The organism is Aeromicrobium stalagmiti (assembly GCF_013283745.1).
In the GTDB taxonomy this organism is placed as follows: domain Bacteria; phylum Actinomycetota; class Actinomycetes; order Propionibacteriales; family Nocardioidaceae; genus Aeromicrobium; species Aeromicrobium stalagmiti.
The window spans coordinates 252,522-273,051 of record NZ_JABSTZ010000001.1 but is presented as its reverse complement, the minus strand read 5'-3'; the positions used below and the strand labels follow the sequence as shown (position 1 = coordinate 273,051).

General features: G+C 69.6%; 21 protein-coding genes. 15 read left to right on the top strand and 6 right to left on the bottom strand.

Annotation, left to right across the window (positions count from 1 at the left end):
- Positions 1-43: 43 nt before the first annotated feature.
- The gene (locus HQK15_RS01320; protein WP_173489634.1) at positions 44-1,768 is read right to left on the bottom strand and encodes an endonuclease/exonuclease/phosphatase family protein; all 1,725 of its coding nucleotides are present in this window, start codon (positions 1,766-1,768) and stop codon (positions 44-46) included.
- A 116-nt stretch (positions 1,769-1,884) separates the two neighbouring features.
- Here HQK15_RS01320 and HQK15_RS01315 point away from each other — a divergent pair, with 116 nt between their 5' ends.
- From HQK15_RS01315 to HQK15_RS01295, 5 genes are all read left to right on the top strand, one after another.
- The gene (locus tag HQK15_RS01315; protein WP_367649019.1) at positions 1,885-2,814 is read left to right on the top strand and encodes an asparaginase; all 930 of its coding nucleotides are present in this window, start codon (positions 1,885-1,887) and stop codon (positions 2,812-2,814) included.
- 80 nt (positions 2,815-2,894) lie between these two features.
- Positions 2,895-3,323, top strand: coding sequence for a helix-turn-helix domain-containing protein (locus HQK15_RS01310; protein WP_173489632.1), 429 nt, complete (start codon positions 2,895-2,897; stop codon positions 3,321-3,323).
- Positions 3,320-3,928, top strand: coding sequence for a hypothetical protein (locus HQK15_RS01305; protein WP_173489401.1), 609 nt, complete (start codon positions 3,320-3,322; stop codon positions 3,926-3,928). The genes HQK15_RS01310 and HQK15_RS01305 overlap by 4 nt, the downstream gene beginning before the upstream one ends.
- Positions 3,929-4,000: 72 nt before the next feature.
- A complete protein-coding gene (locus HQK15_RS01300) occupies positions 4,001-4,267 on the top strand; it encodes a DUF2516 family protein (RefSeq protein ID WP_173489631.1) in 267 nt (88 codons plus the stop codon).
- A 72-nt stretch (positions 4,268-4,339) separates the two neighbouring features.
- Positions 4,340-6,022, top strand: coding sequence for a BCCT family transporter (locus tag HQK15_RS01295; protein WP_254450657.1), 1,683 nt, complete (start codon positions 4,340-4,342; stop codon positions 6,020-6,022).
- Positions 6,023-6,075: 53 nt separating this feature from the next.
- On the opposite strand, the gene HQK15_RS01290 is transcribed toward HQK15_RS01295, so the two are convergent.
- The gene (locus HQK15_RS01290) at positions 6,076-6,369 is read right to left on the bottom strand and encodes a hypothetical protein (RefSeq protein WP_173489629.1); all 294 of its coding nucleotides are present in this window, start codon (positions 6,367-6,369) and stop codon (positions 6,076-6,078) included.
- Between the two features lie 87 nt (positions 6,370-6,456).
- Here HQK15_RS01290 and HQK15_RS01285 point away from each other — a divergent pair, with 87 nt between their 5' ends.
- Genes HQK15_RS01285 through HQK15_RS01280 form a run of 3 tightly spaced genes read left to right on the top strand, consistent with a single transcriptional unit; the run spans position 6,457 to position 9,574 of the window.
- Entirely contained in the window at positions 6,457-7,350 is an 894-nt protein-coding gene (locus HQK15_RS01285) for an ABC transporter ATP-binding protein (protein WP_173489628.1), read from the top strand.
- On the top strand, positions 7,347-8,912 hold the full coding sequence (locus HQK15_RS18370) for an ABC transporter permease (RefSeq protein ID WP_254450656.1): 1,566 nt from the start codon (positions 7,347-7,349) through the stop codon (positions 8,910-8,912). Before HQK15_RS01285 ends, HQK15_RS18370 begins: the two co-directional genes overlap by 4 nt.
- A 38-nt stretch (positions 8,913-8,950) precedes the next feature.
- Positions 8,951-9,574, top strand: a complete 624-nt coding sequence (locus tag HQK15_RS01280; protein WP_367649018.1) for an alpha-ketoglutarate-dependent dioxygenase AlkB — start codon at positions 8,951-8,953, stop codon at positions 9,572-9,574.
- Positions 9,575-9,759: 185 nt separating this feature from the next.
- On the opposite strand, the gene typA is transcribed toward HQK15_RS01280, so the two are convergent.
- Positions 9,760-11,625 carry a translational GTPase TypA gene (gene typA / locus HQK15_RS01275; protein ID WP_173489626.1) on the bottom strand — a complete coding sequence of 622 codons (1,866 nt, stop codon included), beginning with the start codon at positions 11,623-11,625 and terminating at the stop codon, positions 9,760-9,762.
- A 173-nt stretch (positions 11,626-11,798) separates the two neighbouring features.
- Between typA and HQK15_RS01270 the strand changes: the two genes are divergently transcribed.
- Together HQK15_RS01270 and HQK15_RS01265 are read left to right on the top strand one after the other, a co-directional pair.
- Positions 11,799-12,266 (top strand): MarR family winged helix-turn-helix transcriptional regulator, encoded by a 468-nt coding sequence (locus HQK15_RS01270; protein WP_217361314.1) that lies wholly within the window; start codon positions 11,799-11,801, stop codon positions 12,264-12,266.
- Positions 12,263-13,876 (top strand): DHA2 family efflux MFS transporter permease subunit, encoded by a 1,614-nt coding sequence (locus HQK15_RS01265; RefSeq protein ID WP_173489625.1) that lies wholly within the window; start codon positions 12,263-12,265, stop codon positions 13,874-13,876. The genes HQK15_RS01270 and HQK15_RS01265 overlap by 4 nt, the downstream gene beginning before the upstream one ends.
- A gap of 96 nt (positions 13,877-13,972) precedes the next feature.
- Here HQK15_RS01265 and HQK15_RS01260 read toward each other — a convergent pair whose 3' ends face one another.
- Complete coding sequence (locus tag HQK15_RS01260; protein WP_173489624.1) at positions 13,973-14,710, bottom strand: SDR family oxidoreductase; 738 nt, start codon at positions 14,708-14,710, stop codon at positions 13,973-13,975.
- A gap of 136 nt (positions 14,711-14,846) precedes the next feature.
- Between HQK15_RS01260 and mshA the strand changes: the two genes are divergently transcribed.
- The 5 genes from mshA to HQK15_RS01235 all read left to right on the top strand — a co-directional run bounded on the left by mshA (position 14,847) and on the right by HQK15_RS01235 (position 18,663).
- Positions 14,847-16,100: a D-inositol-3-phosphate glycosyltransferase gene (mshA, locus tag HQK15_RS01255; protein ID WP_173489623.1), complete on the top strand. Its 1,254-nt coding sequence runs from the start codon at positions 14,847-14,849 to the stop codon at positions 16,098-16,100.
- Positions 16,097-16,576, top strand: a complete 480-nt coding sequence (locus HQK15_RS01250) for a type III secretion system chaperone family protein (RefSeq protein ID WP_173489622.1) — start codon at positions 16,097-16,099, stop codon at positions 16,574-16,576. The genes mshA and HQK15_RS01250 overlap by 4 nt, the downstream gene beginning before the upstream one ends.
- A gap of 36 nt (positions 16,577-16,612) precedes the next feature.
- Entirely contained in the window at positions 16,613-17,275 is a 663-nt protein-coding gene (locus HQK15_RS01245) for a DsbA family oxidoreductase (RefSeq protein WP_173489621.1), read from the top strand.
- Positions 17,276-17,356: 81 nt separating this feature from the next.
- Positions 17,357-18,100 (top strand): phosphoglyceromutase, encoded by a 744-nt coding sequence (locus HQK15_RS01240; RefSeq protein ID WP_173489620.1) that lies wholly within the window; start codon positions 17,357-17,359, stop codon positions 18,098-18,100.
- Positions 18,101-18,201: 101 nt separating this feature from the next.
- Positions 18,202-18,663: a hypothetical protein gene (locus HQK15_RS01235; protein WP_173489619.1), complete on the top strand. Its 462-nt coding sequence runs from the start codon at positions 18,202-18,204 to the stop codon at positions 18,661-18,663.
- Positions 18,664-18,678: 15 nt separating this feature from the next.
- Here the strand turns inward: HQK15_RS01235 and HQK15_RS01230 are convergent, their stop codons facing one another.
- Both HQK15_RS01230 and HQK15_RS01225 read right to left on the bottom strand, forming a co-directional pair.
- A complete protein-coding gene (locus HQK15_RS01230) occupies positions 18,679-19,359 on the bottom strand; it encodes a response regulator (protein WP_173489618.1) in 681 nt (226 codons plus the stop codon).
- Positions 19,356-20,492, bottom strand: coding sequence for a sensor histidine kinase (locus tag HQK15_RS01225; RefSeq protein ID WP_173489617.1), 1,137 nt, complete (start codon positions 20,490-20,492; stop codon positions 19,356-19,358). Before HQK15_RS01225 ends, HQK15_RS01230 begins: the two co-directional genes overlap by 4 nt.
- Positions 20,493-20,530 lie beyond the last annotated feature (38 nt).

Below are 20,530 nucleotides of genomic sequence, written 5' to 3'. Positions count from 1 at the left end.
CCTTAGGTGGTGGGACGGCAGGAGGGCTTGGAACGGAGGAACGTCATCGGCCCGGCACCTCGAGGACGGTGCGGATGGGGTTGTGGTCGGTCGCGAACGGGGTCGCGTACCTCTTGCCACCGGGGGCCATCTCGACCGCGATCCGCCACTGCAGGACCGCGATGCGACGGTCGACGTAGACGTGGTCGACGTGGTCGCCGTTGCGCAGCGGCGGGTTGATGGCCTGGTTGGCGCTGTTGAACGTCCGGTGGACGGGGTTCGCGGCCCGCGACACCGTGTTGACGAGACCGGCGGCGGTCAGCACCTTCTTGGGGGCGTCGTAGCCACCCTTGTAGCGCGACTGGTCGGCGTTGCTCTTGTTGGAGTTGTAGTCGCCGGCATAGACCACGGGCAGGTTCTCGGGGTTCACCGACCTGATCTTGTCGAGCATGATCTGGGACTGCTTGGCCCGCATGTCGTCGAGCCTTCGGCCCTTGAACGGCTGCAGGTGGACGTCGACGACGATGAACGTCGTGCGGGTCGCCGTCTCGCGGAACTCGGCCCAGACGGCGTACTTCCTCTCCTTGGCGCTCAGCGTGATCTTGCCGGAGCGGCGCACGTCGTACTTCGCCTTGTCGTAGAACAGCGACTTGGCGCTGTAGTAGGCGGCGAGGCCGAAGCCGGGCAGCTCGCGACCGAACTGGGTGTCCTTGTCGTGCGACTCCTGGGTCGCGACGATGTCGGCGCCGGAGTCGCGCACGATCCCTCCGGCGAACGTGCGCCGGGTCGACCACTTCATCATGCCGTTGGAACGGGTGACGCACTTGTCCTGGCCGCAGAGGTTGTAGGTCATCACGGTGATGCGGGCGGGCAGCGACGGGAGGCGGACGGCATGGACGGGCGACCAGGCGCCGTGGCGGGGGCTGTTCACTCCACGGGCACGGAAGTAGTAGGTCGTCCCGATCGTGAGGCCGGACTGGGACACCGACGTGCGAGGGCTCGTGAGCGTCCGTACTCCCGACGTCATCGCGGAGTTCCGCGCAACCTGGATCTCGTACGACTCGGAGTTGAGCGCGGGGGTCCACGTCGCGGTCGCCTGGCCGGTGGCGGCGCCGCGGACGGGGGCGATGTCGGCGACCTTGGCGACGGGCAGGTCGATGCGCTGGCGGGCCGACGGCACGGTCTGCGAGCCGGTGTGCGCGCTGACGCGGTAGAAGTAGTCGCCGCCGCCGTTGGGCGTGAGGTCGCGGAAGGTGACCGAACGCTCCGTGGAGCGGGGCGACTGGCGCGAGCACGTCGTCATGGCCTCGCTGGCCGACATGCAGACGGAGTACTCGGTGGCGTTCTTGGCCGCGGGCCAGGTGATCGTGGCCTTCGACCACGACACGGTCTGCTTGATCGCGGTCGGTGCGTCGGGGACGACGACCTGCCGGAGGTTGAAGCCCTTGAGCGAGGACGTCTTCGACCGGTCGCCGTTGTAGGCGGTCACGAGGAAGTAGTAGTCGGTGTCGGCGGTCGGCGTGAGGTTGCTCAGGCTCCAGCTGCGCTTGGACGAGGTGGGGGAGAACCTCATGCACGGCTTGTCGCGGGCCACCTTGAGGCAGGCGCGGTACTTCGTCGCGTTGTCGGAGGCGTTCCACGTCAGGACGGCGGTCGAGTCGGTCGTCACCGCCTTGAGACCGGTCGGCGTCGACGGTGTCGTGGCGGCGTGAGCCGTGCCCGACAGGCCGGCGGTGAGCAGGCAGAGGAGGACGCCGAGCGCACAGGCGCGACGGAACCGAGAATCCATGCGAACAACCTTGCTGGTGGGGAAGCGGCCCGGACGGACCAACCAGTCCTACGAGGGTAAGCCAAGAATTCACCGGGGGGAAAGAGAATGCGCAGGATCCGCCTAGGGTGGGTGGTGTGGAAGTTCTCGCTGAAGTCGTCCGTTCCGGGCTCGTGGAGAGCCGGCACCGGGGAGTCGCCGTCGGCGTCGACGCCGCCGGCGATGTCGTCTGGTCGATGGGTGATCCGGGCACCGTGGTGTTCCCGCGGTCGTCCAACAAGCCCATCCAGGCGCTCGGGATGCTGCGGGCCGGGCTGCCGCTGGACGGTCGCCTGCTGGCCCTCGCCTCGGCCAGCCACTCCGGTGAGCCGTTCCACCTCGAGGCGGTGCGCGAGATCCTCGGACTGGCCGGCCTCGACGAGTCGGCCCTGCAGACGCCCGCGTCCTACCCGCTCGATCCGCACGTGCACGCCGACGTCCTGCGCGCCGGGGGCGGCCGTGCCCCGATCTTCATGGACTGCTCCGGCAAGCATGCGGCCATGCTGCTCACGTGCGTCGTCAACGACTGGTCGCTCGACACCTATCTCGACCCTGAGCACCCCCTGCAGGTCAAGATCACCGAGACGTTTACCGAGCTGACCGGCGGCCCGCCGCCGGTCGTCGGCGTCGACGGCTGCGGTGCGCCCCTGCTGGCCACCGAGCTCCAGCAGCTCGCGCGGGCCGTGGGGCGGATCATCCAGGGTCCGGCCGGCACGCCGGGCGCTCGCCTGGTCGGCGCGATGACGGCCCACCCCGAGTACGTCAGCGGGACCCGTCGGGCCGAGCTCGCGCTGATGCGGGCCGTCCCCGGCCTGGTGGCGAAGTCGGGGGCCGAGAGCGTCTATGTCGTCGGTCTGCCGGACGGCTCTGCCTTCGCGCTCAAGATCGAGGACGGCGGTGAGAGGCCGCTCTACGCCGTCATGAACAGGGCCCTGGAGCTGGCCGGGGTCCAGGCCCCGTTGCTGCGCGAGCACCCCGTCGTGCTGGGTGGCGGGCACCCGGTCGGAGAGGTCCGTCCAGCCTTCTGACCTGCGGTTTCACCGCCATGTGACTCATGTCGCAAGCAGGACTGCTTGCATTTGCTAACTTTTGCAAGCACCATGGAGTCATGGCCAAGCTGAGCATGCAGAAGACCGTCGAGGGACTCGGCGACTACCTGCGTGAGCAGCGCGGTCAGGCGCAGATGTCGCTTCGACAGCTGGCCGAGCTCACGGATGTGTCCAATCCGTACCTCAGCCAGATCGAACGGGGCCTGCGTCGCCCGTCGGCGGAGGTGCTGCAGCAGATCGCCAAGGCGCTCAGGATCTCGGCCGAGTCGCTCTACGTCCGCGCCGGCATCCTCGATGCCGACGAGAGTGGAGCCCGCATGGTCGAGGACGCCATCGCCCTCGACCCGCGGCTCACCGAGCGCCAGAAGACCGCGTTGCTCGACATCTACCGCTCCTTCGTCGGCACCGACGAAGCCACGGACACCGAGCTGGCCGCGACCGTGACCGAGGCCAACCAGGAGTCCGAACCCCATCAGGAGGAAGCATGACCATCACTGACACCATCACCACGCAGGTGAAGGCACTCGTCGACGACGTCAAGGGACTGCCCGAGACGTTCAAGAAGATCGACATCGCCGACCTGCAGAAGCAGGCCGAGGGCCTCGTGCAGACCGCCGTCGGCACCGCCACCGCGACCTACACCGACCTCGCCAAGAAGGGTGAGGGCTTCGTCGCCAAGGCCAAGGGCATCAAGCTCGACGACATCAAGAAGACCGTCGACAGCTCGGTCGAGGACGCCACCAAGACCGCCAAGGGCTTCGCCGACGACGCGCAGAAGACCGCCAAGGGTCTCGCCGACGACGCGCAGAAGACCGCCGCCGAGTACGTCACCGTCGCCAAGACGCAGGTCACCAAGGTGACCTCGAAGGCGCCGACGACCGCCCGCAAGGCTGCCGAGAAGGTCGACACGACCGTCAAGAAGACGCCCGAGCCGGCCAAGAAGGCTCCGGCCGCCAAGAAGGCCCCGGCTGCGAAGAAGGCTCCGGCTGCGAAGAAGGCTCCGGCTGCGAAGAAGGCTCCGGCTGCGAAGAAGGCTCCGGCCGCGAAGAAGGCTCCGGCTGCCAAGAAGGCTCCGGCCGCCAAGAAGGCCTGACCACCAGCACCACCGCCAGAGGCGGGTCCCCTTCGGGGGGCCCGCCTCTGGTGCGTCCCGTACTCTTCGGTCATGTTCGAGCTGCAGGGTGGCCTGCTCATCGCGTTGTCGATCGGCCTCTTCGCGGCGAAGGGTTTCGCCCTGGTCGACTGTGTCGTCCGACGGGCGTCGCAGTTCTCCTACCTCGACACGCTGCCCAAGCGGAACTGGCTGATCATCCTCGGGGTGGCCCTCGCTGCGCACCTGATCTGGTGGAACCCGCTCAGCATCTTCAACCTGCTGGGCACGGTCGGGGCGCTGGTCTACCTCGCGCAGGTGAGGGGCTCCGACCCCCGCTGAATCGCCTTCCCCGCGTGAGTCGCGTACGGTCGAAAGGTTGCACCGTACGTCTATTCGATCATGGGGGATCGTATGAATCAGCCGTCAACGTCGTGGCGAGAGCGCATCGACCCGGTGGTGTTCTGGGTCACCGGGGTCATTGCCGTGGCCTTCGTCGCCTGGGGTCTCATCAGCACGCCGAGCCTCGGCACCGCCTCGTCCAACGCCCAGGACTGGGTGATCACCAACACCGGATGGTTCTTCGTCCTCGCGTCGACCTTCTTCGTCATCTTCGTGATCTGGCTGGCCGCCAGCAAGTACGGCCGCATCCCGCTGGGTGAGGACGGCGAGGAGCCGGAGTTCAAGACCGTCTCCTGGATCGCGATGATGTTCAGCGCCGGCATGGGCATCGGCCTGATGTTCTGGGGTGTCGCCGAGCCGCTGTCGCACTTCGCGTCGCCGCCGCCCGGCACGGCCAAGGCCGAGTCCGACGAGGCCATGCAGACCGCGATGGCCACGACGATGTTCCACTGGGCCCTGCACCCCTGGGCGATCTACGCCGTCGTCGGCATCGCGATCGCCTACGGCACGTTCCGCAAGGGCCGTTCGCAGCTCATCTCGTCGGCGTTCCAGCCCCTCATCGGCAAGCGACGCGCCGAGGGGCCGATCGGTCGGGTCATCGACATCCTGGCGATCTTCGCGACCCTGTTCGGGTCGGCCGCCTCGCTGGGCCTCGGTGCCCTGCAGATCGGCAGCGGCATCGAGTTCAACGGCTGGGTCGACAGCGTCGGCAAGGCGATCCTCGTGGCGGTCATCGTGCTGCTCACGATCGGCTTCATCGCCTCGGCGGTCTCCGGCGTCGCCAAGGGCATCCAGTGGCTGTCGAACATCAACATGGTGCTGGCGCTCACGCTCGCGCTCTTCGTGTTCGTCGCCGGACCGACGCTGCTGATCCTCAACCTCCTGCCCACCGCGCTGGGCGACTACGCGACCCAGATGACCACGATGGCCTCGCGCACCGCCGCCAGCGGCGACGACGCGATGAAGGAGTGGCTCGCGGGCTGGACGATCTTCTACTGGGCGTGGTGGGTCTCGTGGACGCCGTTCGTCGGCATGTTCATCGCCCGCATCAGCCGCGGCCGCACGATCCGTCAGTTCGTCACCGGCGTGCTGATCGTCCCGTCGCTGGTCAGCCTGGTGTGGTTCGCGATCTTCGGTGGATCGGCGATCGACATCCAGCGCTCGACGGGTGACCTCGTCGGCAAGGCCGGCTCGGTCGACGTCGACTCGGCGCTGTTCGCGATGCTCGACCACCTGCCGCTCGCGTCGGTCTCGACCGTCCTGGTGATGGTGCTCGTCGGCATCTTCTTCGTGTCCGGCGCCGACGCCGCGTCGATCGTCATGGGCACCCTCAGCGAGCGGGGCTCGATCGAGCCCTCCAAGCGCACGGTCGTCTTCTGGGGCACCGTGATGGGCGGCGTGGCGGCGATCATGCTCGTGATCGGCGGCGACGACGCGCTCAACGGGCTGCAGCAGATCACGATCGTGGCCGCGGTCCCGTTCGTGCTGGTCATGGCGGCGCTGTGCGTCTCGCTCTGGAAGGACCTGCAGACCGATCCCATGGTCGTGCGGTCCCGCCTCGGCGAGGAGATGGTCGAGACGGCCGTCGTCACCGGCGTCGAGGAGCACGACGGTGACTTCGTGCTGGTGGTCGAGCCGGCGGAGCCCGGCGACGTGGGACTGTCCGACGACAAGGGCTCGTCCGGCACGACCTGACCAGGGCGGGCGCTGCCTCGTGGCGGCGCCCGCTCACCGGCCGGGGTGCGAGGTCAGCGCGGACGCGGCGGGTGCAGCCAGCGGGTCGCGATGAGGCGCAGGTCGGCCAGGTCGCGGTCGGCGTCGACCTGCGGACGGTTGTCGCGCAGTGCGCGGTGGCCGTGCAGCAGCCCCACCAGCCAGCGGGCGACGTCCGGCACGTGCAGCTCGCCGTCGATGTCGCGCACCTGCATCGCCTCGGCGCACAGGGTCGCGAAGGTCTGCTCGACCTCGGCGTCGAGCGACCTGGCCGGGTCCGCGGCCAGGTGGTCGACCAGGTCGAGCAGTCGGTCCCAGGCGGAGTCCATGGGCCGAGCCTAGTGGGGGCCTGATCGGAGCGCCGGGCGGCTCCACGGATTGCGGGACTGGCCGCTGGGAGGTCTAGATTCGGCCTCATGGACACCGTCATCGACGTCTCCGGGCTCGTGAAGCGTTTCGGGCGGTCCACGGCGCTCGACGGCCTCGACCTGCGGGTGCCGGCGGGCGAGGTGCACGGATTCCTCGGCCCCAACGGTTCGGGGAAGTCCACCACGATCCGCGTGCTGCTGGGGCTGCTGCGCGCCGACGGGGGAGCGGTCAGCCTGTTCGGCCGTGACCCGTGGCGCGACGCTGCCGAGCTGCACCGCCGGCTCGCCTACGTCCCGGGTGACGTCGACCTGTGGCCCAACCTGTCGGGCGGCGAGATCATCGACCTGCTGGGTCGGCTGCGCGGCGGGCTCGACGAGTCACGCCGGGCCGACCTGGTCGAGCGGTTCGAGCTCGACCCGACCAAGAAGGCCCGCACCTACTCCAAGGGCAACCGCCAGAAGGTCGCGCTCGTCGCGGCTCTCGCGGCCGACGTCGAGCTGCTGATCCTCGACGAGCCCACCTCCGGCCTCGACCCGCTGATGGAGGCCGTGTTCACCGACTGCGTCGACGAGCTCAAGGACGCCGGTCGCTCCGTGCTGCTCTCGAGCCACATCCTGGCCGAGGTCGAGCGTCTGTGCGACACCGTCAGCATCATCCGGGCGGGCCGGACGGTGGAGTCTGGGACGTTGGCGGACCTTCGCCACCTCACGCGCACCTCGATCACCGCCGAGCTCGCGGCGACCCCTACCGGGCTCGAGCGCCTCGAGGGCGTCCACGACCTGGCTGTGCAGGGGGTGCGGGCGACGTTCGAGGTCGACACCGTGCACCTCGGTGACGCGCTCGCGGCCCTGGGCGGGTTCGGCGTCCGCAGCCTCACCAGCCGGCCGCCGACGCTCGAGGAGCTGTTCCTGCGGCACTACTCGGCCGAGGACCCGGCGTGACGGGCACCCTCACGCTCCTGCGGTTCCACCTGCGTCGGGACCGGCTGATGCTCACGTGGTGGGTGCTCGGAGGCGTGCTCCTCTACTACTCGCAGGCGGTCAGCACCGACTCGCTCTACGCGACGCAGGCCGAGCTCGACCGGGCGGCTCGCGGCATCAAGTCCAACGTCGCGTTCATCGCGATGGCCGGGCCTGCTCGTGCGCTCGACACCATCGGTGGCCAGGTCGCCTGGCAGGCGGCGGCGTTCGGAGCGGTGGTGGCCGGCCTCATGAGCATGTTCCTCGTCGTCCGGCACACCCGCGCGGAGGAGGAGAACGGACGCGACGAGCTCGTCCGCGCGGCCGTCGTCGGGAGGTACGCGCCCGTGGCTGCGGCGGCACTCGTGGTGGTCGTCGCGAACGTCCTGCTGGGCAGCCTGGTCGCGGCGAGCCTGCTGTCGTACGGGCTGCCCGGGGCCGGCTCGTGGGCCCTGGGTCTCGCTGCCGCGCTCGCGGGGCTCGTGTTCGGCGCGGTCGCGCTCGTCGCGGTCCAGGTGGCCGAGGGCAGCCGGGCCGCGGTGGGGATGACGTGTGCGGCGATCGCGGTGGCCTATCTGCTGCGGGCGGTCGGCGACACCGGCGACGGCGCTCTGTCGTGGCTCTCGCCCATCGGCTGGGGGCAGTCCATGCGGCCGTACGCGGACGAGTCGTGGCGGCCGGCGCTCCTCTCGGTCGCAGCCGTCGTCGTGCTGGCCGCGGTGGCGGTACGGCTGCTGGATCGGCGCGACCTCGGGTCAGGCCTCTGGGCGACGCGTCCCGGGCCCGGTCGCGGTCGGCTCGGGTCGTCGTGGGGGCTCGCGTGGCGGCTGCAGCGGGGGAGCGTCGTCGGCTGGCTGGTCGGTCTGTTGCTCGGCGGGCTCGCCTTCGGGTCGATCGGCGACGACGTCGGCGACCTGGTGGGCGACTCAAGCTTCTCGCAGGACGTCTTCGCCCAGGGCGGCGGATCGATCGTCGACTCCTTCTACGCGACGCTCGCGGTGATGCTGGGTCTTCTCGCCGCCGGGTTCACGATCTCGTCGGTGCTGCGGCTGCGCGGCGAGGAGTCCGACCACTTCGCGGAGCTGCTCCTCTCGACGGGCCTCTCCCGTCGCCGGTGGGCGGTGTCGCACCTGGCGGTCGCGGTGATCGGCACCGTCGCGGTGGTGGCGGCCGGCGCGCTCGGCCTGGGGCTGGGGTTCGCCCTGGTGACGGGCGACGTCGGGACGGCTGCGACGTTCGCGGCGGCAGCCTCGGCGTACGTCGTGCCCGCCCTGGTGCTCGGCGGTGTCACGACGCTGGCGTGGTCGCTGAGGTCCGCATGGGCGCGGGCCGGCTGGGTGCTGCTGGTCTTCGGCCTCGTCGTCCTGCTCTTCGGGGCGACCCTACAGCTGCCGGGCTGGCTGATGGACCTCTCGCCCTTCAACGCCCTCGCCCTGGTGCCCGCAGAGTCGTTCTCGCCGGGTCCCTGGATCGGCCAGGCGGTGCTCGTGGCAGTGCTCGGCATCGCCGGCATCGCGGCACTCGAGCGGCGCGACATCGACTGACTCTAGAACATGTGTTCGATCAGGCGTACGATCGTCGTGTGACGGACTACTACCAGGGGTCGCTGCTCGACGCCGGCGCAGCGCCCGAGATCGGGCCGCTCGCGGTGCAGCGCACGGTGCTGGCCGGCGGGGCGTGGGTCGACGTCGTGCCGGGATGGATCGGTGGGTCCGACGACGTCTTCCTGCGGCTGCAGTCCGAGGTGCCGTGGCGAGCCGATCGCCGTGAGATGTACGACCGGGTGGTCGACGTCCCGCGCCTGCTGGCCGCCTACGGTGCCCGCGACCCGCTGCCCGACCCGCTGCTGCTCGAGGCGCGCGAGGCGCTCTCGGACCACTACGAGGCCGAGCTCGGCGAGCGGTTCGCCACGGCCGGGCTCTGCTACTACCGCGACGGCCGCGACAGCGTCGCCTGGCACGGCGACCGCATCGGCCGCGGGCGCACCGACGACACGATGGTCGCGATCGTGTCGCTCGGCGCTGCCCGACGCCTGTCGCTGCGGCCCCGCGACGGTGGCGCGCAGATCGGCTTCGCCCTCGGTCACGGCGACCTCGTCGTGATGGGCGGCTCCTGCCAGCGCACGTGGGACCACGCGATCCTCAAGACGGCCCGGCCCGTGGGCCCCCGCATCAGCGTCCAGTTCCGCCCCCGCGGCGTCCTCTGATCAAGGCGGTGCGCTGGCGTCCACAGGTCTGACGTCGGTCGTCGCAGCGATCGCCCGGGACGTTCGACGGTGGAGGGTGTCCAGTCCCACGGCCATCCCCCTGACCCGGGGCGGTGCGCCAGCGTCCAAGAACTCGAGCCGAGTGGACGCCAGCACACCGCGCCGGGGGAGGTGTGGCCGCTACGTCACTTCTTGCCGCGGTTGGCGCGGTTGCGCTCGGTGGCGTCGAGGATGATCTTGCGGATGCGGACCGACGCCGGGGTGACCTCGACGCACTCGTCCTCGCGGCAGAACTCCAACGACTGCTCCAGCGACAGCTTGCGCGGCGGGACCAGCTTCTCGAACTCGTCGGCGTTGGAGCGGACGTTGGTCTGCTTCTTCTCGCGGACGATGTTGATGTCCATGTCGTCGGCGCGCGAGTTCTCGCCGACGATCATGCCCTCGTAGACCTCGGTCGCGGGCTCGATGAACAGCGTGCCGCGCTCCTGGATGTTCGTCATCGCGTAGGAGGTGGCCGCACCGGCGCGGTCGGAGACGAGCGAGCCCGACGGACGCGTCGAGATCTCGCCGGCCCACGGCTCGTACTTCTCGAACGTCTGGTGCGCGATGCCGGTGCCGCGGGTGTCGGTGAGGAACTCGGTGCGGAAGCCGATCAGGCCACGTGCGGGGACGATGAACTCCATGCGGACCCAGCCGGTGCCGTGGTTGATCATCTGCTCCATGCGACCGCGACGGACCGCGAGCAGCTGCGTGATGGCACCGAGGTACTCCTCGGGGGCGTCGATCGTCAGGCGCTCCATGGGCTCGTGCACCTTGCCGTCGACCTCCTTGGTGACGACCTGCGGCTTGCCGACCGTGAGCTCGTAGCCCTCGCGACGCATCTGCTCGACCAGGATCGCCAGGGCGAGCTCGCCACGTCCCTGGACCTCCCAGGCGTCGGGACGCTCGGTGTCGACGACCTTGAGCGACACGTTGCCGATGAGCTCGCGGTCGAGGCGGTCCTTGACCAGGCGGGCCGTGACCTTGGTGCCCTTCTCGCGACCGGCGAGCGGGGACGTGTTGGTGCCGATCGTCATCGAGATGGCCGGCTGGTCGACCGTGATGAGCGGCAGCGCGACGGGGTTCTCGGGGTCGGCCAGCGTCTCGCCGATCGTAATCTCGGGGATGCCGGCGATCGCGACGATGTCACCGGGGCCGGCGCTCTCGCCGGGCACGCGCTCGAGCTCCTCGGTCACCAGCAGCTCGGTGATCTTGACCCGCTCGGTCGTGCCGTCCTGCTTCATCCACGCGACCTGTGCGCCCTTCTTGAGGGTGCCCTCGAAGACGCGGACGAGTGCGAGGCGGCCCAGGAACGGCGAGGCGTCGAGGTTGGTGACGTGCGCCTGCAGCGGCGCGCCCTCGGTGTACTCGGGGGCCGGCACGGCGTCCATGATCGTCTGGAACAGCGGGATGAGGTTCTCGCTGTCGGGCAGGCCGCCGTCCTCGGGCTGGTTGAGCGAGGCGCGACCGGCGCGGGCCGAGGCGTAGACGACGGGGAAGTCGAGGGCGTCCTCGCTCGCGCCGTCCTCGAGCAGGTCGAGGAACAGCTCGTAGGTCTCGTCGACGACCTCGGCGATGCGGGAGTCGGGACGGTCGACCTTGTTGACCACCAGGACGACGGGCATCTTGGCCGCGAGGGCCTTGCGGAGCACGAAGCGGGTCTGGGGGAGCGGGCCCTCCGACGCGTCGACGAGCAGGATGACCGCGTCGACCATCGACAGGCCGCGCTCGACCTCACCACCGAAGTCGGCGTGGCCGGGGGTGTCGATGATGTTGATGGTGACGCCGCCCTCGGGCGAACCGGGGCCGTTGTAGCGGACGGCGGTGTTCTTCGCGAGGATCGTGATGCCCTTCTCGCGCTCGAGGTCACCGGAGTCCATGGCCCGCTCGGTCAGCTGGTGGTGCTCGTCGAAGTGGCCCTGCTGCTGGAGCATGGCGTCGACGAGCGTCGTCTTGCCGTGGTCGACGTGGGCGACGATTGCGACGTTGCGCAGATCAGAGCGAATGGGCATGCGAAAAAATGTCCTAAGCGTGGGGAATGCTCACAGAAGTCGGAGCCTTGACATTCTACGGGTGGCAGGCCTCCGGGGACGAATCGCGGTGCCAGGTGCCGACGCACCGAAGTCATTGCGTGTTAACAAAGACTTCATTTGATCAATAGTTGCGCAAACGTTACTATTTTCCGGTGACCACTCCTGCAGAGCTCTACGACTCGCTCGAGGACTTCGTGATGCGCCTGATGCACCTCTCGGAGTCCGACAGCATGGACGCCCTCGTCGAGCTCGACCTCTCGTTCTCCCAGGCCCGGACGCTGTTCCTCCTGGCCAAGAACGGTGAGCCCATGCCCATCCATGCCATCGCGGCACGGCTGGGCCTGTCCGACGCGGCCACAGGTCGCAACGTCGACCGTCTCCTCAAGCTCGACGTCGTCGAGCGGCGGGAGAGCCCCGACGACCGTCGGGTCAAGCTCGTCTCCCTGACGCCGGTCGGGGAGAAGATCGCCGACAGCCAGCTCGAGGCGAAGCGAGACTCCATCAAGGCCTTCACAGCGGCCCTTCCACCCCAGCAGCGCGACGACCTGCATCGCGCTCTGTCCGACATCCTCGCGGGCGGCACCCTCGGCCCGCGCAAAGATCAGGAGACCTGCCTATGACCACGCAAGCCGAACAGATATCCGACGACGACAAGATCACCCCGGAGCTGCTCAAGATCGCAGGTGTCGTCGTCCTCGGCGCCATCATGTCGATCCTCGACGTGACCGTCGTTAACGTCGCGCTGCCGACCTTCCAGACCGAGCTGTCCAGCAACGGCGAGGCGCTGGCCTACTCGACGGTGGCCTGGACGGCGACCGCCTACATGCTGGCCCTGGCCGCCGTCATCCCGCTCACGGGATGGGCTGCTGACCGCTTCGGGACCAAGCGCCTCTACATGACCGCGATCGGCCTGTTCACGCTCGGCTCGCTGCTGTGCGCGACCGCGTGGAACATCGAGGCGCTCATCGGGTTCCGCGTGCTCCAGGGGCTCGGCGGCGGCATGCTGATGCCGCTGGGCATGACGATCATGACCAAGGCCGCCGGCCCTCACCGCATGGGCCGCCTCATGGCGATCCTGGGCATCCCGATGCTCCTCGGACCGATCCTGGGCCCGATCATCGGCGGCATCCTGATCGATGCTGCGTCGTGGCACTGGGTGTTCATCATCAACCTGCCGATCGGCATCGTCGGCCTGCTCTACGCGCAGCGGGTCCTCCCCAAGGACGCGCCCGAGCCGAGCGAGTCGCTCGACGTCGTCGGCATGCTCCTGCTGTCGCCGGGCCTCGCGGCGCTGCTCTACGGCGTCTCGACGATCCCCGAGCAGGGCACCGTCCTGGCGGCGAAGGTCCTGGTCCCCGCGATCCTGGGCGTGCTGCTGATCGGCGCGTTCGTGTTCTGGTCGTTCAAGCCGCAGCACCCGCTGCTCGACCTGCGCCTGTTCAAGGATCGCAACCTCACGGTCTCGATCATCACGATGTTCCTGTTCGCCGCGGCGTTCTTCGGTGCGCTGCTGCTGGTCCCGACCTACTTCCAGCAGGTCGACGGCTACTCGGTCAAGAAGGCCGGACTGCTCATCGCGGCCCAGGGCATCGGCGCGATGCTGACGATGCCGATCGCCGGCGCCCTGACCGACAAGATGCCGGTCGGACGCATCGTCCCGTTCGGCTTCCTCGGCATCCTGGTCGGCATGTTCGGCCTGACCCAGAGCACCGATCCGGGCACGTCCGACGTGACCATCATGGGCTGGCTGTTCGTGACCGGCCTCGGCATGGGGGCGACGATGATGCCGCTGTTCACGTCGGCGCTCAAGACGCTCAAGGCGGCCGACGTCGCCCGTGGCTCGACGCTGCTCAACGTGACGCAGCAGGTGGCGAGCGCCACCGGCATCGCGACGATCTCGGTCGTCCTGACCAACGCCATGAAGAGCGGCGACGTCCTCGCCGGCTCGCAGCAGCTGCCGGGTGTCGACGGCGGTCTGACGGCGGCGCAGCTGGCGGCCACCTCCAACACCGAACAGGGTGCGGGGATCGTCGAGGCGCTGGACGTCTCGAAGGACGTGCTGGCCAGGGGCTTCCAGGACCTCGCCGACGCCTTCCAGTCGTCGTACTGGGTCGCGTTCTTCGTGCTGGTCGTGACCCTGGTGCCGGTGGCGTTCCTGCCGCGCAAGCGCGAGGAGTCCCACCTGCTCGAGGGCGAGGACGGCGCCACGCCGCCGGTCATGATGCACTGATCGCCCGCTGACGATGACGGCCCCACCGGGTTCCCGGTGGGGCCGTCGTCGTCTGGGGTGTGACCGGCACGAGTGGATCGCGCCCACCGGTCGTGGTCAGCCCGAGCGGTCGACCTTGTGCTGCGCGGCCTGCGCGATGGGCTTGAGCACCATGAGGTCGACGTTGACGTGCTGGGGCCGGGTGGCGACCCACGCGATCGCGTCGGCGATGTCCTCGGCGACGAGCGGCTCGCGGACGCCGGCATAGACCGAGGCGGCCTTGTCGGCGTCACCCTCGAACCGGTTGAGCGCGAACTCGTCGGTGCGCACCATGCCCGGCGCGATCTCGGTGACCCGCACGGGCTGGCCGTTGAGCTCGAGGCGCAGTGTCTCGGTCATCGCGGTGACGCCGTGCTTGGCCGCGGTGTAACCGCCCCCGCCCTCGTACGTGACGTGGCCCGCGGTGGAGCCGAGGTTGATCAGGGTGCCGGCGCCGCTGGCGACGAGGGCGGGCAGCAGGGCGCGCGTCACGAGCAGGGTGCCGATGACGTTGACCTCGTACATCCGCCGCCAGTCGGCAGGGTCGGCGTCGGCGACCGCGTCGGTGCCGATCGCGCCACCGGCGTTGTTGAGCAGCAGGTCGAGCGTGGGCCCGACGGCCTCGGCGAGGGCCGAGACCTGCGCCTCGTCGGTGACGTCGCAGGTGATGGCGGTGCCGCCGATCTCTGCGGCGAGCGCCTCGACGCGCTCGGTGCGTCGAGCGACGCAGAAGACGTGGAATCCGGCGGTGGAGAGGGATCGGGCGGTGGCGGCGCCGATGCCGCTGCTGGCTCCGGTCACGACGGCTGTGGGCATGGCTCCATCGTCGCAGAGGGCGGTCGCGGCGGCGTGCGCAGCACGTGCAGCGCGACTGCTCCGGCGCCGGGGCCCGCGCACTGGGAATGACGGAGTGGGACGTGGGTGGGACGATGGAGCCGAAAGGCGGGTGCAGATGCTCCAGCGAATTGCGATGCTCTCGGCGCACACGTCGCCGCTCGAGCAGCCCGGCGACGGGGATGCCGGTGGCATGAACGTCTACGTGCTCGAGCTGTCCCGCCAGCTCGCCGCCCGGGGCATCGAGGTCGAGGTCTTCACCCGTGCCACGTCCCGCCACCAGCCTGCGGTCCACGACGCGGAGCCCGGCATCCGAGTGCACCACGTCGCCGCGGGGCCGTTCGAGGGCCTGGAGAAGAACGACCTCCCGTCGCAGCTGTGCTCGTTCGTCCGCGACGTCCTGCGGGCAGAGGTCGAGCGCGAGCCGGGCCACTTCGACCTCGTGCACTCGCACTACTGGCTGTCGGGCCAGGTCGGCACGGTCGCCCGCGAGCGGTGGAACGTCCCGCTCGTGCACACCATGCACACCATGGCGAAGGTCAAGAACGCGATGCTCGCCGACGGTGATGCCGCCGAGCCGATCGGACGCATCTACGGCGAGGAGGAGATCGTCCGGCTGGCCGACCGTCTCATCGCCAACACCGCCGAGGAGCGCCGCGAGCTCATCGAGCTCTATGACGCCGCACCCGACCGGGTCGCCGTCGTGCACCCCGGCGTCGACGTCGAGGTGTTCCGTCCCGGGCGTCACGCCGAGGCCCGCGAGCTGCTGGGCATCCCTGCCGATGCTGCGCTGATCCTGTTCGCCGGCCGCATCCAGCCGCTCAAGGCGCCCGACGTCGTCCTCAAGGCCGCTGCCGTGCTGCTCGAGCGCGACCCGGCGCTGCGCGAGCGGCTGGTCGTGGCCGTCGTGGGCGGCGCCTCCGGGTCGGGCCTCGAGCACCCCACCGCCCTCGCCGACCTCAACGTCGAGCTGGGTCTGCAGGACGTGGTCAGATTCGTCCCGACCGTCAGCCAGCGCGAGCTCGCCGACTGGTACGCCGCAGCGACGGTCGCGTGCGTCCCGTCGCACAACGAGTCGTTCGGCCTCGTCGCGATCGAGGCCCAGGCGTGCGGCACTCCCGTCGTGGCCGCCCGCGTCGGCGGCCTGTCGACCGCCGTCTCCGACGGTGTCACCGGCGTGCTCGTCGACGGTCACGACCCGGCCGACTACGCCTCGGCGCTCCACCCGCTGCTGACCGATCCGGGCCTGCGCGACGCGATGAGCCACAAGGCCGTCCGTCATGCCGAGGGCTTCGGGTGGGACGTCACCGCCGACCGCACGCTCGCCGTCTACGACCAGGCTGTCATCGCCCACCAGGAGGCCACTGCATGAGCACCGTCCGCGCCACGATCATCGACACCCTCGAGGCGTCCGAGCTCGCCTACACCGAGCACCAGACCGGCACGTTCGAGGTGACCCTGCCGGGCGAGCGCAAGCTGCAGACCACGTGCCGGCTCGAGATCGGCAAGCACGCGCTCGGCATCCACGCCTTCGTCGCGCGCAACCCCGACGAGAACCACCAGGTCGTCTACCGCTGGCTGCTCGAGCGCAACCTGAAGATGTTCGGCGTCGCGTTCGCGGTCGACTCCTCCGGCGACATCTACCTCGACGGCCGAATGCCGCTCGAGGCCGTCACGGCCGACGAGCTCGACCGCGTGCTCGGCGCCGTCCTCACCTACGCCGACGAGTCGTTCAACACGATCCTCGAGCTCGGCTTCGCCACCTCGATCCGCAAGGAGTGGGAGTGGCGCGAGTCGCGCGGCGAGCCGACCCACAACCTCGAGGCGTTCAAGCACCTCAAGCCCTAGGGGCGTGGTCACCGCGTCTCGCGTAGCGTGGGACGCGTGAAGGTCATCGTGTTCGCCGACGTGACGGACCCGTGGGCATACATCGGATCGACCAGGTTCGAGCGTGCTGCGGCGATGTTCTCGATCCTGACGGGCGAGCCGGTCGAGCTCACGTATAGGGCCTTCCAGGTCGAGCCCGACGAGCCCAGCGACGGTCGGCTGCTGCTGGAGGCGCTCGAGGAGCGCCTCGGGGGCCGCGACAAGGTCGACCTGATCAACGCGCAGGTCACCGCCGCCGCGCGGATCACCGGTATCGACCTCAACTTCGACGAGGCTGTCCAGGCCAACTCCTTCGACGCGTGGCGCCTGCTCACCTGGGCCGACGAAGCGGGCCCGGGGCTGCAGCGCGACCTCGCGCACCAGCTGTGGCGCGGTCACTTCCTCGAGGGCGCCGACATCGGCGACCACTTCACGCTCGCGACCCGCGCCGCCCTGGTCGGCCTGGAGCTCGAGACGGCCGAGGCGCTGCTGGCGAGCACGGAGTACGCCGACGAGGTCCGCACGCAGCGCGAGACGGGCGAGGCGCTGGGCATCACCCAGCTGCCCTACATCGCGATCGAGCAGCAGTGGACGCTGACCGGGGTGCAGTCGCAGAACGACTACGTGCAGGCGCTGCACCAGATCTACACGGAGTGGAAGGGCGCCGAAGCCGCCGACTAGGCTCACTGGCATGAGCGAGCGAATCATTCAGCACAGCGTTCGGCGTACCTCGTCGGCGCACGGAGCGAAGCGAGCACGTCGATGAGCACCCTGATCCTGCTGCGTCATGGCCACAGCGAGTGGAACGCCAAGAACCTCTTCACCGGATGGGTCGACGTCGACCTCAACGAGCAGGGCGTCGAGGAGGCCGGCAAGGGCTCCACGATGCTGGCCGACGCCGGTCTGCTGCCAGACGTGTCGCACACGTCGCTGCTGCGCCGCGCGATCCGCACCTCGCAGATCGTGCTGGACGGCGTCGACCGTCACTGGATCCCGGTCAAGCGGTCGTGGCGTCTCAACGAGCGTCACTACGGGGCGCTGCAGGGCAAGGACAAGAAGGCCACGCTGGCGGAGTACGGCGAGGAGCAGTTCATGACCTGGCGCCGTTCCTACGACGTCCCGCCGCCGGCGATCGCCGACGACGACGAGTTCAGCCAGGCCGAGGACCCGCGCTACGCCGCGCTGCCCGACGAGCTGCTGCCGCGCACCGAGTGCCTGGCGGACGTGCTCGACCGCATGCTGCCCTACTGGTACGACTCGATCGTCCCCGACCTGCTCGACGACAAGGTCGTGCTGGTGACGGCGCACGGCAACTCCCTGCGCGCTCTGGTCAAGCACCTCGACGGGCTGGGCGAGGACGAGGTCGTGGGCCTCAACATCCCCACCGGCATCCCGCTGGTCTACGACCTCGACGCCGACCTGAGGCCGACCGTCAAGGGCGGCACCTACCTCGACCCGTCGGCCGCTGAGGCCGCGATCGCCGCGGTCGCCAACCAGGGTCGCTGAACCGGACCGCTCGGCCGGCCAAGGTGCCGGCCGGCCGAGGCGTGTCGGTATCGTGGCGCGGTGCGCGCAGGGGGCGTGGCACGTCATCGGGAGGACACATCATGCGCAGGATCATGGCCACGCTCATCGGCGCCGTCGGAGTCATCGGTCTCACCATCGTCGGCCCAGGGGTGATCGGTGCGTCAGCAGGGGCAGCGACCGCCGACGCCTGCAGCCAGCAGCTCAACCCCGACCGCCGCGAGGTCTACCAGCTCACGAACGGTGGCGACACGCTGTCCTACGGCCGGCTCGTCGTGACCGGGACCGTGGCCAACTACCACCGCTACTGCGTGCAGTTCCAGACCGGTGGCCGGACGGTCACCGGCAGCACCGGCAAGGCGACCTACGTACGAGTCGACGGCGTGTGCGGTCGGCAGCTGGGCGCGGCGGGCAGCGGAGCCGGGCCGATGCGGGGGGCCCAGACCACCATGATCGTCGCCGACGACACCTGCGAGGCTGTGTCGTTCTCGATCAAGGACGCTGGCCGGTGGTACAGCGCCAGCACGATCCGCGTCCGCAACTGACGCCCCGGCCCTCGGCTACGAGTCGTACTTGTAGCCGAGGCCTCGGACCGTCGTCAGGGTGACGGGGTTGGTCGGATCAGGCTCGATCTTGGCGCGCAGACGCTTGACGTGGACGTCGAGGGTCTTGGTGTCGCCCACGTAGTCGGCGCCCCAGACCCGGTCGATGAGCTGGCCCCGCGTCAGCACCCGGCCGGGGTTGCGCAGGAAGTACTCCAGCAGCTCGAACTCCTTGAGCGGGAACTTCGCGACCTCGCCGTCGATCGTGACGAGGTGCCGGTCGACGTCCATGCGGACCCGTCCGGCCTCGAGCGACGCGTTGTCGTCGATCTCGTCGGTGACACCGCGGCGCAGCACGGCTCGGATGCGGGCGACGAGCTCGCGGGGCGAGTAGGGCTTGGTGACGTAGTCGTCGGCACCGAGCTCGAGGCCCACGACCTTGTCGACCTCGGTGTCCTTGGCGCTGACCATGATGATCGGCACCGACGAGATCTGGCGCAGGGCGCGGCACACCTCGGTGCCCGACAGCCCGGGCAGCATGAGGTCGAGCAGGACGATGTCCGCCCCGCCCCGGTCGAACTCGGTCAGCGCGTCGGGCCCGGTCTCCGCGATGGCGACATCGAACCCTTCCTTGCGCAGGACGTACGACAGCGCCTCGCTGTAGCTCGTCTCGTCCTCGACGACCAGTACCTTCGTCACGCGTGCTCCTCTTCCATGTCTTCGTTGTGGGCGGGCAGCACGAGGGTGAACGAGGAGCCGAGGCCCGGCTCGCTCCACACCTCGACGCTGCCGCCGTTGCTGGCGGCGACGTGCTTGACGATCGACAGGCCGAGCCCGGTGCCGCCGGTGGCGCGGGCGCGGGCCGGGTCGACGCGGTAGAACCGCTCGAAGATCCGGTCGAGCTCGTCACCGGGGATGCCGATGCCGTTGTCGGTCACGGTCAGTCGCACGTCGTCGTCCGTGAGCTGCGCGGTGACGGTCACCCGCGAGCCGGACGGGCTGTAGGTCACGGCGTTCTCGACCAGGTTGCTCACCGCGGCGTGCAGCTGGGCACGGTCGCCGTGGACGAAGAGGTCGGGCTCGAGCGACGTGACGATCTCGATGTCCTTGTGCTCGGCCTCGGTGGCGGAGTGCTCGCACGCCTCGGACACCAGCTCGCCGATCTTGACCACGGTGGCGTCGTCGCTGAGGATGTCGTTCTGCAGGCGGGACAGGTCGATGATCTGCTGCACCAGGCGGGTGAGCCGCTCGCTCTCCAGGTGCATGCGGCTGGAGAAGCGGACCACGGCCTCGGGGTCGTCCTTGGCCTCGCCGACGGCCTCGGCCAGCAGGTTGAGGGCGCCGACCGGAGTCTTCAGCTCGTGGCTCACGTTGGCGACGAAGTCGCGGCGGATCGACTCGACCCGCTGCTCGCGGGTGCGGTCGTCGGCCAGCACGAGGATCAGCCGGGAGGTCAGCGGGGCGACGCGAGCGTGGATGTAGGCCGTCGTCCCGCGCTTGGGCTGCAGGGAGATGTCGGCCTCGCGGACCTGGCCGTCGCGGCGCACCTGGCGCACCAGACCCATCAGCTCGTCGGGCTCGAGGCGGTCGTCGTTGATGATCCCCATCGCGAACGCGGGTGCGGACGCCTTGACGACCGTGTCGGCCGAGTCGATCAGCACTGCCGAGGAGGAGAGCACCGAGAGGACCAGCTCGGCGCCGGCGGGAACCACGGGTGTCGGCTCGTCCACGGTGTGCTGCTGCCTTTCGCTGTAGCGCCAGAGGTAGGTGACCATCGCGCCGATGACAGCGCCGATAGCTCCGGCGATCAACACTCCTGCGCTGGTGTCCACATCATGAGGATAGGGGGCGCGACGCTGCGGAGGCCCGT

What these genes read in the sequence shown, in the direction of transcription:
- HQK15_RS01320 (WP_173489634.1), bottom strand. Translation starts at nt 1,768, where the DNA reads ATGGATTCTCGGTTCCGTCGCGCCTGTGCGCTCGGCGTCCTCCTCTGC.
- HQK15_RS01310 (WP_173489632.1), top strand. Translation starts at nt 2,895, where the DNA reads ATGGCCAAGCTGAGCATGCAGAAGACCGTCGAGGGACTCGGCGACTAC.
- HQK15_RS01305 (WP_173489401.1), top strand. Translation starts at nt 3,320, where the DNA reads ATGACCATCACTGACACCATCACCACGCAGGTGAAGGCACTCGTCGAC.
- HQK15_RS01300 (WP_173489631.1), top strand. Translation starts at nt 4,001, where the DNA reads ATGTTCGAGCTGCAGGGTGGCCTGCTCATCGCGTTGTCGATCGGCCTC.
- HQK15_RS01295 (WP_254450657.1), top strand. Translation starts at nt 4,340, where the DNA reads ATGAATCAGCCGTCAACGTCGTGGCGAGAGCGCATCGACCCGGTGGTG.
- HQK15_RS01290 (WP_173489629.1), bottom strand. Translation starts at nt 6,369, where the DNA reads ATGGACTCCGCCTGGGACCGACTGCTCGACCTGGTCGACCACCTGGCC.
- HQK15_RS01285 (WP_173489628.1), top strand. Translation starts at nt 6,457, where the DNA reads ATGGACACCGTCATCGACGTCTCCGGGCTCGTGAAGCGTTTCGGGCGG.
- typA (WP_173489626.1), bottom strand. Translation starts at nt 11,625, where the DNA reads ATGCCCATTCGCTCTGATCTGCGCAACGTCGCAATCGTCGCCCACGTC.
- HQK15_RS01265 (WP_173489625.1), top strand. Translation starts at nt 12,263, where the DNA reads ATGACCACGCAAGCCGAACAGATATCCGACGACGACAAGATCACCCCG.
- HQK15_RS01260 (WP_173489624.1), bottom strand. Translation starts at nt 14,710, where the DNA reads ATGCCCACAGCCGTCGTGACCGGAGCCAGCAGCGGCATCGGCGCCGCC.
- mshA (WP_173489623.1), top strand. Translation starts at nt 14,847, where the DNA reads ATGCTCCAGCGAATTGCGATGCTCTCGGCGCACACGTCGCCGCTCGAG.
- HQK15_RS01250 (WP_173489622.1), top strand. Translation starts at nt 16,097, where the DNA reads ATGAGCACCGTCCGCGCCACGATCATCGACACCCTCGAGGCGTCCGAG.
- HQK15_RS01240 (WP_173489620.1), top strand. Translation starts at nt 17,357, where the DNA reads ATGAGCACCCTGATCCTGCTGCGTCATGGCCACAGCGAGTGGAACGCC.
- HQK15_RS01235 (WP_173489619.1), top strand. Translation starts at nt 18,202, where the DNA reads ATGCGCAGGATCATGGCCACGCTCATCGGCGCCGTCGGAGTCATCGGT.